Below are 14,465 nucleotides of genomic sequence, written 5' to 3'. Positions count from 1 at the left end.
CTGACCGGCTACGCCGCCTTCCTCGGCTCAGGCGACAAGTCGGCGTCCCTTCCGGCGAGCGGCACGCCGCTTCCGGGACCACCGGCCTCCGCCACAACCACTGCCACCCCTGTGCCGGTGTCCACGTACAGCATTCCCGCCACGTGGAGCGAACCCGCCCGATGGCTCGCTGCCCCTCGCGGAACTCGCACCGTCCACGGCCACGAGGTCGGGTTTCCCCACACCACGGACGGCGCGATCGGGATGCTTCTGGCTTCCTCCACGTACAACGTCGAAGGCGCCACGACAACCGTGGACGAACAGCTCACGACCTACTTCACCTATACCGCGGAGTCCGACCGGACGCCGACCAGGGAGCAGAGGGTCCGTCAGGGCGCAGCGAAGGCGGATGCACAGGTGCGCGCGTCCATGGGTGCACCGGAATCGGGACCGCTTCCGTCCGGCACATGGGTCCGTACTCATCTTGTCGGCTTCAAGATCGTCCAGGCACGACCCGACTCGGTCACCGCCCATGTGCTGCTCCGCACCTGTCAGAAGGCGGGCGAGACCAAGTCGGAGTCCGTGGTCTACACCGTGGGCACGATCGCGGTGGCATGGCTCGACGAGGACTGGAAGCTCGACGTCACCGGGGGCGCTTCCGCCTCCCCGGGGCCGGTGCCCGAGATCGCAGCGCCCGGCGACGCGGCGTTCAACGTGCAAGGCTGGACCGCGATCAGGCAGGCATCGTGAGGCGCCGTCTCGCCAGCCTGGTGCTGGCACTCACCATGCTGCTCGCTGGCCTTCCGGTCGCTCACCCAGCTGCGGCCGACGACAAGGGCGTCGTCGGCTCGATCGTCGAGATGGGCTGCAGGTACAACTTCGTCGGCATCTACGACATCGTCACCGACAGTCACACCTGCGCGAAAGCCGGCGAGACCGCCGACCACGTCATCTCCGAGCAGTGGAGCAACCTCTGGGACTCCGCCCTCGGGGAACTACTCAAAGCCGGAACCGAGTTCACCAGAGGGTTGGTGAAGTTCACCCTGACCGTCGCCCTCAAGGGGCCGTCTCTCCGCCTCGAGGACACCGGGCTCTTCGGCGAGAAGGCAACCCTGGCCGGGATACTGGTCTGGCTCGGTCTGGTGATCTCCGTCGTCGGACTGATGTGGCAGGTCGGACGGATGGCCGTCACCGGCCAGGTCCGACATCTCGGCCAGGCCGTCAGTGGCTGGTTCCAGAACTGCCTCCTGTGCGCGGTGGGCGTCTCCGCCGTCGCCATAGTCCTCGAGGCCGGCGACGCGCTGACGGACGGACTGGTGAAGCTCGCGTTCGGCGACTTCGGGGCGGCATCCGGGCACATCGCCGACGTCCTCGTCCCCCACGTCGTCAATCCGTTCATCGTCCTTTGCGGCCTGCTCGTTCTCGTGCCCATCGGATTCATCCAGCTCGTGCTGATCTTCCTTCGGAACTCAGCGATCCCGATCCAGTGCCTACTGCTCCCGATCGCCGGCGCAGGCCGGGTCGGGGGCGACGCCAGTCGCAAGTGGGCTCCGCTGCTGATCAAGTCGATCCTCCTCGGCATCGCCTACAAGCCGATGGTCGCGGTCATCGTCTGCGCCGGGTTCGCCGAGTTCGGCCACGCCGACACGACCGTCGAGTGGCTGCGCGGGCTGACCACGCTGATGCTCGGCGTGATCGCCCCGGCCGCGCTCATGCGCATCTTCGGGCCGATCGCCGAGGAGGTCGGGAGCGCGATGAGCAGCGGCGGAGCGACGGCCGCGATGTCCGCCGCTGCGTCCTACGCCTCTCGCCCGAAGGGCGGCGAAGACCACGAGGAAGGCGCCGGGCCGTCCACCGCGGTCGAGCACGCACGCCGTGTCGAGCAGTCGATGTCCGCCGGTTCCGGCGGGGACGGGCAGCCGGGATCGGGCGGGGACGCGCTCGCTCAGGCGGCCCGCAACCAGACCCAGGCCGGGATGATCCCCTCCCCCACCGTCTCCCCTGACGGGCTGTCGGGCGAAGCCGGGGCCTCCGCGGCGGCCGGCGGAGGCGGGGCCGCCGGCGCGACAGGCGCCGCGGGCGCAGCGGGCGCCGCTGGAGCAGCGGCCGGCGGGGTGGGCATCGCCATCCAGGTCCTCGACGGCCTGAACAGCGCCGTCCAACGCGGCGCGGGTGAAATCGGAAACGGTGGAGGAGAGTTGTGAGCGCCCACGAGGTTCCGGACGGGCTGATGGTCAGCGGCTTCCGCACCCGCCGCAGCTTCGGAATGGGGACCCTGTCCAAGCAGGCGACGATCGCAGCCGCGACGGTCCTCGTCGCCGATGGTCTCGTCGGGGCCCACCACCCGGCCAGTCTGCTCGTCACCCTGCCGCTGACCGGCGCGTTCGTGGGTCTGGCGGCCGCACGGCGGCACGGCATGTCGGCTCTCGCCTACTACTGGGCGCAGCTGGCGTGGCGTCGCGCGGCCCGCGCGGGAAACACCTCCTACCGGCGGATCCTGCTGCCCCAGCCGTACGCCCTCGACCTGCCCGGTGTCGGTGCGAGCTCGGCCCTGATCTCGGCCCACGACCCCGTCAGCGGGCGCAGGATCGGCGTCGTGCACGACCGCTCCACCGGCCGGATGACCGTGTCCACCCTGCTCGCCCCCGGCGGGAGCCTCATGGCTCCCACGGGCGCCGTCCGAGCGGGGATCCGGACCTGGGGCGAGGTACTCAACGCCATGTCGACGAGCGAGCAGGTCAAGGGGGCCTCGGTCACCATCCAGATCACGCCCGGAGCGGGCGAAGCCCTGGCCGACGACGTGAAGACCCGCCGCCGGGCGGACGCTCCCCCGCTGGCGTTGGACACCATCGACGAGCTGGTGCGCAAGACACCGAGGTCCACCGCCTCGGTGGCCTCGTGGATGAGCGTGGTGGTCGATCCGTCCGCGACCACCCTCCCACCGACCGACCTCGCCGAGCAGGTCGGCGAGACCCTCCGGGTGGTGGACACCCTCGACATGAGCGGCACCGGCACCGACATCGTGCGCCGGGTCACCCCCACGGACCTGCGCCGCATCGTCCGCTCGGCGTACGACCCCGAGGTCGCGCTCGCCCGCGACGAACAGTTCGAGGAGCTGCAGTGGGGCGAGTGCGGGCCGGTCGCCGCCGACGACCGGGTGGAGTCCTACGCGCACGACGGCGCCGTGTCGGCGAGTTGGGTGCTGGAGGAGATGCCGCGCCGCCCGATCCCCTACAGCGCGCTGCTCCCGCTGCTCGCCCCCGGCCGCTTCCAACGGCGGATCACGCTGAGCTACCGGGTCCTGGACCCGCGGGAGGGCGAAGCGGTCCTGGAGCGGGAGATCTCGGCCGCCGAGCACCGCGCTCAGGCCACCGCCGAGGTCAAGGGCCGTGCCCGGTGGAGCCAGAAGGCCGACTACCAAAGGGCCGAGCAGGCCGCTCGCCAGGCAGCTGGAGGCGCGCAGGTCGTCGACTGGACGCTCACGGTCACGACCACCGCCCGGAACTCCGAGGAACTCCCGCTCGCGCTCCAGGAGTTGAAGCTCGCCGTGTCCGGGACCCGGGGCATCCGGATGCGACCGGCCTACGGCGCGCAGGCGGCCGTCTTCGCCGCCGGTCTGCCCATCGGCTACCACCCCCTCGTCCAGTAGGAGCTGAGCTGACGATGCCCGAGAAGAAGCCGGAGCTCCTGACGCCCCGCTGGGCCGTCGACACCGTGCCGACGGCTCCGCGCAGAAGCCTTCGGTCCCCCTTGCGAGGCCGTGGAGTCTTCGCCCCTCGGCTGGGATGGGGCGGCCCGTTCGGCGGCCGGGTGGCGGTGGAGGACGCCGGGACGGTCTACACCGGCCCCTCCACACAGGTCGCGTCGATCTACCCCTTCCTCCTCGGCTCGGGCCTGCCACCGCGCGGGGTGCCCGTCGGCCGCGATGTCCTCACCGGCGAGCTGGTCTGCGTCGACCCGTCCGGCTGGACCGGTCGGCTCACCACCAACCCCGGCATGTGGGTGATGGCCCAGCCCGGCGTCGGCAAGAGCGCCCTGGTAAAGCGGGTCTGCCTCGTCTACGTCGCGTACGGCTGCATGATGTGCGTGCCGGCCGACGTGAAGGGCGAATACTCCACACTGATCCGCGAGTTGGGCGGCAGCGTGCTGCGCATCGGCACCGGAGTCGACCGAATCAACCCGCTCGACTCCGGCCCCCTGAAGCACCACCTGGCCCGGCTGCCCGTCACCGAACGCCAGGCCCTGCTCGACGTCCTCACCGGAAGGCGCCTGGAGACGCTGGGCGCCCTGCTCGCCACCCGCTGCGGCCTCGGACGCCAGCCCGACGAAATCGAGCGCAGCGCGCTGACCACCGCCGTACAACTCGCCGCCGACGCCGCACCGCACACCGACCCGGTCGTACCCGACGTGATCGCCGTCCTCCGGCAGGCGCCCGAGGCGCTGAGGCTCAAGCTGGCGGCGGACGGCTACACCTACCTCGACCTGACCCGATCGGTCGTCGCGGGCCTTGACAACCTCGTCGACGGACCGCTCAAGGGCATGTTCGACGGACCGACCAGCACGCCTCTCGACCTCCACGCCCCGGCCGTGTCCGTGGACATCAGCGCCCTGCGCGCCCGCGGCAACGACGTGGTCTCGGCCGGGATGATCGCGAGCTGGGCCTACACCTACAACACCATCGACAGCGCGCGCAGCCTCGACGTGGTGCGCCGCCGGCTGGTGCTGCCCATGGACGAGATGTGGCGGGCCCTGCGCGCCGGACCGGGCCTTGTCGACGCCATGGACTCCATCAGCCGGCTCAACAGGACCACCGACGACGTCACCGTCTACGTGACCCACTCCCTCGAGGACGTCGAGGCTCTGCCGACCGAGGAGGACCGGGCGAAGGCGCGAGGACTGATGGACCGCTGCGACACGTGGGTGATCGGAGGCTCGACGGACGAGGAACTGGGCCGCGTGTCCGGCAAGAGATCGCTGACCGAGCAGGAGCGGATGATGATCACCTCCTGGGCATCGGCCACCAGCACGGGCCTCGACGCCGCCGACCAGGTCCACCCCGGACGCGGGAAGTACCTGATCAAGATCGGCACCCGGCCCGGCATCGCCGCCGCGATGGAACTCACCGTCACCGAACGACGGCTCTACCACACCGACAAGAACACCGAGCCCCTGGACGGCGCCGACCGATGATGACCGAGAACGACCGACTGTGGCTCGGTGGCGGCGTGCTCGTCGTCGGTGCGGCGGCGCTGTCCGCCTCCACCTGGACCGGGGCCGCCCTCGGCGCTGCCGTCACCGAAGCCGACGTCCCGCCGCTCAGCCCGTACACCGTCTTCGAGATGACGCGTGACTGGACGGCGGTCTGGCCACAATCACCGACCGCAAGCGCCGTCGGCGCCGTGCTCCTCGACCTGGTTGTCGTCGCTGCCCTCACCTGGGGCCTGTGGGCATGCCTGCGCCGATTCCACAACGCGTCCCACCTCGCCACCCTCCACCAAGTCCGCGACCTCACACCCCAGCGGGCGGCCCGCACCGCGACCCGGCTGCGCGCCTCCCTCCGCGACGTCAAACCCCGCAAACTCGCCCCACGCGACCGGGGCGTGCTGCTCGGCGACCACCTCCCGTCCGACGTCGAGCTGCGCGGCTCCGACGAGGACACCTACCTCGCCCTGATGGCCCCCCGCGCCGGCAAGTCCAGCGCCATCGCCATCCCCGTGGCCGTCGAAGCGCCCGCCGCGCTCCTGGTAACCAGCAACAAGCCGGACGTCTACGCCGCCACCCTCGCCTCCCGACAGAAGGCCGGCACCGTCTGGGCCTTCGACACCCAGGGCGTCGCGCAGATCTCGCGCTCCTGCTGGTGGGACATCATCGCCGAGGCCGAAACCCTCGACCGCGCGGAGCGCCTGGCCACCCACTTCGTCAACCAGGTCAAGAGCGACGCCGCCGACCCCTTCTGGGCCCAGGGCGCCAGCGACCTGCTCGTCGGCATGTTCCGCGCCGCCTGGTGGGACGGCGCCACCGTCCGGGACGTCCTCACCTGGGTCGCGGACCCCAAGGAACGGGCGCCACTGCGAATTCTCTACCAGCACGAGGAGGTCCTGGCCGAGCAGGTCGAGAGCTCCGTCAACATCGCCGAAGAGACCCAGTCCGGCATCTACCAGAACGCCCGCACCGCCATCTCGGCGCTGCGCGACGAGAACGTCCTCGCCTGGATGATGCCCGACCGGTACCGGCCCCGATTCCGACCGGAGGAGTTCGCACTCGGCCGGGACACCCTCTACCTCCTCAGTAAGAAAGGCGGCGCCTCCTCCGCCGTCGTCGCCGCACTCGCCGACGCCGTCTTCACCGCGGCCTCCGAGGCCGGCGAACGGCACAGCGGACGCCTGCCCGAACCGATGCGCGCCGTCCTCGACGAAGCCGCCAACATCTGCAACATCGCCGACCTCCCCGACCTCTACAGCCACCTCGGTTCGCGCGGCATCACCCCCTACACGATCCTGCAGAGCTACTCCCAGGGCGTACGCGCCTGGGGCGAGGCCGGCATGAGCTCCCTCTGGGGCGCCGCCACCAAGAAGGTCATCGGTGTCGGGCTGGACGACGCGCGGTTCGTCAACGACATCGCGACCCTGGTCGGCAACCACGAGATCACCCGCGGGTCCTACTCCAAGAGCCGCGACGGCGGCTCCACCTCCGTCAGCGAACACCGCGAACAGATCCTCGAACCGGCCCAGATCCGCGCCCTGAAGCGCGGCACCGCCCTGCTCCTGTCGACCGGCATGCCCGTCGCCCAGATCGCCCTGCGGCCCTGGTACCTGGAGGACACGCTGGGACACCTCGCTCCCGCCATGCGGGCAGAGGAAGCCGCCATCGCCGAACGCGCCAACATGGCCTGGGAAAAGCGCAAGGCAGGACGACGTGGCTGACGCCATCGGCCCCGGCGCGGAGGCACCGGACCACACGGCGATGGCGGAGGACATCGAAGACCTCAAGGCCGAGATGGCCGCGCTGCGCGCCACCGTACGAAAACTGTCCTCCGGAACGCCGGAACCCGACGCGCTCTTCACCGCCGTATCGCCGCCCGGGCAGCCCCCGGAGGACAAGGACAAGTACCCGCCGTTCATCTTCCTCCTCGAGGGAGACTCGCTGGAGTCGGAGCTCCGGCTGCTCACCGAGTGGGTGGAAGGCGTCCTCGTCCCCGGCTGTCTCGGCGAGCCCTCCGCCGACGCCCGCTGGTGCCACCTCTGGACCGAACACTGGGACGCCGTCGGCGCACTGCACGCCCTCTGGCTCGCCTGGCAACAACTGACCGACCCCGCCACCTGCGGCTACACCGGCCCCAGCACCTGGTACCGCGACCACTACCGCCCCTGCATGGCCGACCTACGCGGCCCCAACGGCCCCTTCGCCGGCTGCACCAAGAGCGAGCACCGCATCGAGCACCGCCTCCCCGGCCGCGTGCCGAGCGCGTGGTACAGAGCCGAGGACAACTGAACTGCGCTCCCCCGAACACACCTTGACTTGACGTTCCTGCGGGAGCTGGCGGCCGCCATCGGGCTGGAGGTGGACCGGACGCCTCCGCGAGTACCGGCGGCTCCTCGCGGCGAGGGAGGCGGCGAGCAGCGAGGCCGAGTCCAGGCCGCGTGGAGTGGTCCCCCAGTCCTCCCAGTCGAACACGCTGAACGCGGGGCCGGTGAGGTTCGCCCAGTTCAGGTCGGCGTGCGCGGTTCGCCGCGAGATGACCCGGGTGTTCTGGGCCAGGGGGAAGGCCGTGCGGACCGTGTGGTCGACCAGTTGCTGGGTGATCGGTTCGGTGTCCGGTGTCGCGACCGTGGACGTGGGTTGGGCTGCGAGCGCGTCCAGCGAGGCGTTCAGGGCCTGCCACCAGCTGTCCGGGAGCTGGGGGTCGGCGGCCAGGACGGCGGTGCCGACCGGGCTGTCGGGGAGGAGTTCCGTCTCGTCCGCTCGCCAGATCGCTCCGTCGACCGCGTCGCGCCATGCCACGGAACCGAGCCAGCGGGGCATCGCGACATCGGTCAGCGCGGCGGCGGTCTCGGTGCCGGTCCAGCCTTGCTCGCGGGCCCTCGTCCACGGGCGGCGCTCGATGCGGACCCACGTGCCCCGGCCGGTGCTCGCCCCGACCGAGCGGCGCTTGCGCACGAGGCCGCTCCGGCCGAGCGCTGTGCCGAGGCGCTGCTCGACGAGTTCGAGGACCTGGTCGACGGCCTCCTTGCGGAGGTCGACCACGCGGCCGTCTGCTGCGGAGAGCGTCATGGCGGTGACGGTAGCAGTCCCGTGCGCCCGGGCTGGGTGACCAGAGCCACCCTCCGAACTACTGGTTTGTTCCGGTGAGTTCGGCGATTGCGCGGAGTACCGCGCGAGGGTCGCTCAGGCTGTCGAGGACGCGGTCCGCCCCGGCTTCGGCGAGTCGTTCGGCGCTGGTGGTGCCGGAGGCCACGGCTATCACGGCAGCTCCGCCTTCCGCTCCGGTCCGAACGTCTTCGAGCGAGTCTCCGATGATCACCGTGTTCGAGCGGTCGAAGGCCGTCCCGTGGCGGGCGCCCGCGCGCCGCTGGGCGATGCCGACCAGAGCTGGCCGGTGGGAGTCGTCTGAGGCGAAGCCGCCTACGGCGAGGTCGACGTACCGGTCGAGTCCGAAGGCGCTCAGCTTGATCTCGGCGCTCTGCTGCAGGTTCCCGGTGACCACCGTGGGGACGAGGTCGGGACGGGCCGCGACCGCGGCGAGGGCCGCCGTGGCGCCGGGCATCAGCACGCCGGCCGAGCGCAGCTCCTCGGACTTGGCGGCGAGGAGCCTGGGCAGCAGCGCGACGATCTGTTCCGCGAGCGGCTCCACGTCCTGCTGGTCGACGTCGTTGGCGGCGAGCAGCTCGCGTACGGCAAGCGGCATCGTGCGTCCGGTCCCCCGCTCGGGAAGCCTCGCCGCCTCGCGGCCGACGACGTGGAGGAACGCCTCGCGGTAGACCGCGCGGTCGGTCTCGCCGACGTACACCAGGGTGCGGTCGACGTCCCATAGAACGAGCACGGTGCCGGTCACGGTCACGACTCCTTGGCCGCCATCACTTGTCGTGATCGTTCTATCAGGTCGTTAGACCGGTGGCCGGAGCGGCCCGGAGATGGTCCATGGTCTGCTCCAGGTGCTCGTTCAGCCGGGCGGACTGGACGTGAGCCGCGAGGTCGAGGGCGGAGTCGGCGGCAGCGAGGCCGCCGTCCTGGTCGCCCGCGAGGAAGTGGGCGGAGGCCGCCCGCGAGGCGAAGAGCGCCCGCGTCCGCAGATCGGCGGGGTTCAAGGTCGAGGCGGCCTGCTCGAAGTGCTCCGCCGCCGTCCTGTGCTCGCCGAGTTCGAGGTGGCAGCTGCCGGTCTGGCCGAGGATTCCGCCTGAGTTCATCCAGTAGAGCCAGCCTGGACGGGCAGCTCGTGGCCCACCTGCGCGGGGCCGGGCCACGAGCGTCGGCCCCGGCCGCCGAAACCGCCCGGTCGCTGCTGCACTCACTCGGACTCGGCGAGCACGTCTCCCTTCCCTGGGCCGAGCACTTCGAGCAATGTTGCGGTGCGCGCACCAAGAGCTCTGCGGCGTTCCTCCTGGCCAGCAGGGCGACCAGTGCCCGCTGGAGTCGAGTTCTATCACGCTCCGCTGGGGTCGTGTGCGGTTTGGCCTGCGATCCCCTCAAAAGTGGTGTGTTCAGCGCACCGATGTTGTGTCCCGCGCATCACCGCGTCGAAAGTGGGGCCCAGCGTCGGACACAGAGGGTGATGGATGAGCCGAGGAACTTCAGGAAGCTCGGTGGCGGTTCCCGGCGTCGCGACCCTGCACGTGCTGCCCGGCGTGGCGATGCTCCGCCCCGAGGAGGTCGTCTTCGGGAAGACGCTGCAGGGCTTCGCAGACCACCAGCGGGCCCGCCGACTGTCCTGGGACACCGTCAACACCAGGGCAAGGATCGCGCGCCAAGTCCAGGCGATGTCCGCCGGGTATCCCTGGGAACCGGCCTGGAACCGGCAGCTGTTCGACCGATGGTCGGCGATGCTGGCGGACACCGTCGCCACGTCGACCATGCGCAAGTACCAGAACGACCTTGCCCTGTACCTCAGTTACCTGAGTGACCCGGCCTACGAGTGGCCCCAGGTATGTCTGAGCACCTTCGGGATGTTCACCGGCTTCGCCCTGCGGGATCTGAACGCGGTCCGGCACGCGCAGGAGTACATCGGCCAGCCCAGCGGCAACCGGCCGCTGACCAGGGCAGAGGTGAAGCTCTTCTTCGGCCAGATGGACCCGGAGATCAAGCGGCTTCGCGAGCAGGGCCACAAGGGGGCTCTCGCCGCGGCCCGGGATCTGGCGATGTTCACGACGATGTACGGGTGGGGCCTCAGACGCCGCGGCGGCAGCCGTCGCACCACGGCGGACCCTCCTCGCCCGATACGCGCGTTGGCATCTGATGCCCCTCGCCCACCAGCGCGTCGACCAAGCTGGCTTCAGCCGCTACCAGCGCGAGCACCTGCGCCGACAGCTGAGCGCCGCCCGCATCCTCCTCGGTCACATCCGCAGCCGCGGACGCACCCTCGACGGCCTCACCCAGCACCTCGTCGACCGGTGGCTCATCGCCAACTCGACCGGCCCGTACTACGCCCGGCCCTTCCTGCTGTGGGCGGCAACCGCCAAGCTCGCACCCGCGGACGTCGCCATCGCCACCTCAAGCAGGCACGGCGAACGCTCCATCATGAACGACACCGACCGGGTCCTCACCGCTCTCAAGCTGGAGACCGACCACAGCCTCCCGCTCGCGGACCGCGTCGCCGGCTGCCTCGTCCTGCAGTACGGCCAGAGCACCGACCGGATCGTCAAGCTCACCCTCACCCAGATCCACATCCATCCCGACGAGCCAGGAGTCCTCGGCCTCCAACTCGGCCGAGAAACACTCTGGCTCCGGCCGCGCCTGTCCGCCCTCCTCCAACAGCTCATCCACGAACGCCGCCCGCTGGCGGCAGCACTCAAAGATCAGGAGTCCCCCTATCGATTTCCCGGCCTTCGCCCCTCCAGCCACCTCAGCTCGAACACCCTGCAACGTCGCCTCCAGCGCCTCGGCATCCCCAGCGCCAACAAGGCCCGCAACGGCGCCTGGCTGGCACTCGTCGGCGCGGTCCACTGGAAGATGCTCGCCGACCTCCTGGGCGCCGCTGACGGCACCGCCAACCACTGGCACAAGTGGAACGGAGGCGACCGCGCCAGCTACGTCGCCAGCCGCCTCCAAGCGGCACAAGCCCCAACCAGCCCGGAGTAGAGCTACTCGCAAAGTGGTCGTGGGCGGTCAGTGAGCGGCCGACCGCCCACGACCACCGGCCAGCCCGCCCATCCACTCCAAGATCATCAGGATCTTCTAGCGCGAAGCGGCAGAACCGGGTTGCTCGCGGAAGCTTGGCGTAGTCCCGCTTTCCGCACGATCCCGTACGATCGCGAACACCTCGCACCTAGACTCACGGTCAGGGGCACGGCTTCACGGGGCGGGGTCATCATGGGAGAGCCGTACGGCGGCATGCCGGATCCGAGCCAGGCGATGGATCTGGCCGAGCTCGTCAGCTTGTTGGGTGAGTTGCGCACGTGGGCGGGGATGCCGTCTTATCGCGTGCTGGCGAAGCGGACCGGGCCGCTGCTACGGCCGGCGCGCGTTGTGTCGACGACCACGGTGGTGGACGCTTTCAAGGTCGGTCGACGGCGCCTGGATCTGGATCTGGTGGTGGCGATCGTCCGGGCACTGGGCGTGGACGAGCCTGGAACGGCGCGTTGGCGGGAGGCGTGCATCCGAGTGCACGGGTTGGCCAAGAGCAGTGGCCCGGTGGGCGTGTTCGGTCAGCTCCCGGGGGACCTTGTGACGTTCACCGGGCGCCGGGACGAGCTCGCCCGACTCATCGAGGCCGCGAGGCAGCCTCGCGACGGTGGCGTCGCGAACGCAGTGGTGATCTCCTCGATCGAGGGCATGGCTGGGGTAGGCAAGACCCAGCTCGCAATCCGGACCGCACACGAACTGGTCCGTGCCGGTCACTTCGCGGACATCCAGTTGCACGTGAACCTGCGCGGCTTCGACCCTGATCTGCCCCCGTCCGACCCGTCGGCGGTCCTGGATGCCTTCCTGCGGCAGCTCGGCGTGCCCGCGCGGCAGATCCCCGAGAGCCGGGACGAGCGAGCGGCGATGTTCCGCGACCGGATGCGAAATCGCAGCGCGTTGATACTGCTGGACAACGCCGCGGACGCGGGCCAGGTCCGCGACCTCATCCCTGCCGACCCCACCTGCCTGGTCCTCATCACCAGTCGGCGTAGTCTGGCCGACCTGGACGGCGTCTCCCCGCACATGATCGACACCTTCTCCGACGCCGAGTCACTCGACCTGCTGTCACGGATCGCCGGCAGCGCCCGCGTTGCGGCAGAACCTGCGGCAGCTATGCGGATCGTGGAGTTCTGCGACCGGCTCCCGCTGGCGCTGGCGCTGGCCGCCGCCCGATTGCGCTCCCGGCCCGCCTGGAGCCTTGCTCAGCTGGCCGACCGGCTTCAGGCCGGCCGGCTTGAGGCGATCCGCGCCGGGCGCCGCGCGATACGCCCCGTGTTCGACCTCTCCTACCGGGACCTCGCCGAGCCGCTCCAGCGGACCTTCCGTCTCCTCGGCCACCACCTGGGCCCCGACTTCACCCCGGCCCTCGTCGCCGCACTCGCCGATATCCCCGACCTCGAGGCAGAGGACGCCCTCGAGCAGCTCCAGGACGAGAACCTGATCCGCCAGAACACACCCGGCCGCTATGAACTTCACGACCTGCTCCGGGGCTACGCCGCGGAACTCGCCGATGCCGATCCGGAGCCGGACCCCGCCGGGCCTGTGGCCCGGCTGGCGACCTGGGCCGTGGCCACCGGCCACGCCGCGTCACGCGTCATCGGTTCCCCGCCCCTGACTGGTGTGCCGCCCGAAGGAGCCGGAAGGCCCATGCGGTTCGCCGGCTACGACGAGGGCCTGACCTGGTTCGATAACGAGCACCAGAACCTCGCCGCCATCCAGGTCTCTGCCGCACAAGCCGGACTTCACCGTCACGTGTGGCAACTCGCCGCAGTCCAGAAGGAATTCCGTATCGCCCGCTACCAGTTCGACGACTTCCTCGCTGTGCAGCAACGCGCTGTCGTGGCCGCGCGGGCCGCCGGCGACCAGGCCGCCGAGGCCCTGATGCTGTCCGGGCTCGCCAGTGTCTACTGGAGGACGGACCGCCTCGACGAAGCAGAAGAAAGCTGCCTGAAGGCGCTGCAGATCTACCGTGGCACGGTCGTCGACCCCTGCGGCGAGGGCACGGCTCTGATCGACTACGGCGCGGTTCAATGCCAGCGTGGGAACAACGAGGACAGCCTCGCCCTCTTCACCCAGGCCCTCGAGCTGCTCCACGGCGAGGACGCGCCTCGGGCCTGCGCGGTAGCGCTGCAGAACCGTGGGGTGCTCCAGCAACGTTTGGGACGCCTGGCTCAAGCGTTCGCGGATACTCGTCAGGCCCTAGCGATCTACCGGCAGCTGGACGATCGCCGCGGTGAAGCTCTGGCCATCGGCAATCTGGCCTGGTTCCACCTTGTCGACGCAGACCTCGACGTCGCCTTCGATCTCTACCGCGAACAAGAACACCTTGCCCTTCTCCTCTCCGACACCTTCCTCCAGGCCGACGCGCTCTTCGGCACCGGCGAGACCCACGCCACGTCCGGCCAATTCGACCAAGCGCGTCACGCCTGGCAGAAAGCACTTCACCTCTTCGAGGAGATCAGCCACCCCAGGGCGGCCCAAGCGCAGCAGCGGCTCGACGCCACCGCGACTGAGTGCCCGATCCCCTGGACACCGACAGACTGGGCCGCCCCTCAACCCCTCAGGAAAATCGAGAAACGCCACGAGACCGCCGACGAGGAGCAGACAGAGCGACAAGGCGGCGGCCGCAGCACCTCATGAGTGTGGTCACTCTGTCCGGGCCCTGGCCCGGCCAGACTTCACGGTGAACCGTCAGGGATGCCCCGGTGGGCGTCTCCCGGGGAGTCGTCGGCTGAGGCTTCATCAACTGGGGCCTCGCGGGTAGGAACAGGGGGTCTCGCCGCAGGGCCTTGTGGTTATCGGATGCTGAGCCGGTCCTCGAAGAAGAGCGAGAACTGGTTCAGCGCCTCCTTCCAGCGTGCGGCGACATGGTTGATGTCGCTGGCCCTGGGAGTGATCTGCTCTCGGACGGCGAGGTAGAGCACCTTCAACGCCGCCTGCTCCGAGGGGAAGTGGCCGCGGTTGTGGGTGGCCTTTCTCAGCCGGGAGTTCATCGACTCAACTTCCAATCCACTTCCAAGCCCCGCAAGCCGCTTGATAACACGATCATGGACTCCACGAAATTCGGGGCAGCCCACCGGTTCTGAGGGAGCCGGGCCACGGCAACGTGGCCCGGCTACCCGACCAGTGGCGGGGCATCGCCACCCGCTACA

10 protein-coding genes and 1 pseudogene are annotated in these 14,465 nt (G+C 70.1%); 7 read left to right on the top strand and 4 right to left on the bottom strand.

The window, feature by feature from the left end; genetic code table 11:
- The first annotated feature begins 593 nt into the window (after window positions 1-593).
- Genes IH61_RS0106590 through IH61_RS43890 form a run of 5 tightly spaced genes read left to right on the top strand, consistent with a single transcriptional unit; the run spans window position 594 to window position 7,470 of the window.
- Window positions 594-2,183, top strand: coding sequence for a hypothetical protein (locus IH61_RS0106590; protein ID WP_158844712.1), 1,590 nt, complete (start codon window positions 594-596; stop codon window positions 2,181-2,183).
- Window positions 2,180-3,628, top strand: coding sequence for an SCO6880 family protein (locus IH61_RS0106585; RefSeq protein ID WP_234327057.1), 1,449 nt, complete (start codon window positions 2,180-2,182; stop codon window positions 3,626-3,628). Before IH61_RS0106590 ends, IH61_RS0106585 begins: the two co-directional genes overlap by 4 nt.
- A 14-nt stretch (window positions 3,629-3,642) precedes the next feature.
- The gene (locus IH61_RS0106580) at window positions 3,643-5,169 is read left to right on the top strand and encodes an ATP-binding protein (protein ID WP_234327056.1); all 1,527 of its coding nucleotides are present in this window, start codon (window positions 3,643-3,645) and stop codon (window positions 5,167-5,169) included.
- Window positions 5,166-6,902 carry a type IV secretory system conjugative DNA transfer family protein gene (locus IH61_RS0106575; RefSeq protein ID WP_031066335.1) on the top strand — a complete coding sequence of 579 codons (1,737 nt, stop codon included), beginning with the start codon at window positions 5,166-5,168 and terminating at the stop codon, window positions 6,900-6,902. Before IH61_RS0106580 ends, IH61_RS0106575 begins: the two co-directional genes overlap by 4 nt.
- Window positions 6,895-7,470 carry a DUF4913 domain-containing protein gene (locus IH61_RS43890; protein ID WP_037971783.1) on the top strand — a complete coding sequence of 192 codons (576 nt, stop codon included), beginning with the start codon at window positions 6,895-6,897 and terminating at the stop codon, window positions 7,468-7,470. The genes IH61_RS0106575 and IH61_RS43890 overlap by 8 nt, the downstream gene beginning before the upstream one ends.
- Here the strand turns inward: IH61_RS43890 and IH61_RS0106565 are convergent.
- From IH61_RS0106565 to IH61_RS0106555, 3 genes are read right to left on the bottom strand one after another with little or no spacing between them, the layout of a single operon-like run.
- Window positions 7,360-8,250: a hypothetical protein gene (locus IH61_RS0106565; RefSeq protein ID WP_031066328.1), complete on the bottom strand. Its 891-nt coding sequence runs from the start codon at window positions 8,248-8,250 to the stop codon at window positions 7,360-7,362. The genes IH61_RS43890 and IH61_RS0106565 overlap by 111 nt on opposite strands.
- 58 nt (window positions 8,251-8,308) lie before the next feature.
- The gene (locus IH61_RS0106560; protein ID WP_420713849.1) at window positions 8,309-9,031 is read right to left on the bottom strand and encodes an HAD family hydrolase; all 723 of its coding nucleotides are present in this window, start codon (window positions 9,029-9,031) and stop codon (window positions 8,309-8,311) included.
- Between the two features lie 43 nt (window positions 9,032-9,074).
- The gene (locus IH61_RS0106555; protein ID WP_031066321.1) at window positions 9,075-9,383 is read right to left on the bottom strand and encodes a hypothetical protein; all 309 of its coding nucleotides are present in this window, start codon (window positions 9,381-9,383) and stop codon (window positions 9,075-9,077) included.
- Between the two features lie 1,045 nt (window positions 9,384-10,428).
- Here IH61_RS0106555 and IH61_RS0106545 point away from each other — a divergent pair.
- Both IH61_RS0106545 and IH61_RS0106540 read left to right on the top strand, forming a co-directional pair.
- Complete coding sequence (locus IH61_RS0106545; RefSeq protein WP_031066316.1) at window positions 10,429-11,271, top strand: hypothetical protein; 843 nt, start codon at window positions 10,429-10,431, stop codon at window positions 11,269-11,271.
- Window positions 11,272-11,502: 231 nt separating this feature from the next.
- Window positions 11,503-13,953, top strand: coding sequence for a tetratricopeptide repeat protein (locus IH61_RS0106540; protein ID WP_078910885.1), 2,451 nt, complete (start codon window positions 11,503-11,505; stop codon window positions 13,951-13,953).
- 155 nt (window positions 13,954-14,108) lie between these two features.
- Here the strand turns inward: IH61_RS0106540 and IH61_RS0106535 are convergent.
- A pseudogene (locus IH61_RS0106535) lies at window positions 14,109-14,315 on the bottom strand (transposase); the annotation flags it as partial.
- Window positions 14,316-14,465 lie beyond the last annotated feature (150 nt).

Source organism: Streptomyces sp. NRRL WC-3742 (assembly GCF_000720635.1).
In the GTDB taxonomy this organism is placed as follows: domain Bacteria; phylum Actinomycetota; class Actinomycetes; order Streptomycetales; family Streptomycetaceae; genus Kitasatospora.
Note: the sequence above shows the minus strand (reverse complement) of the source record. Positions and strands in the feature narration are given on the sequence as shown.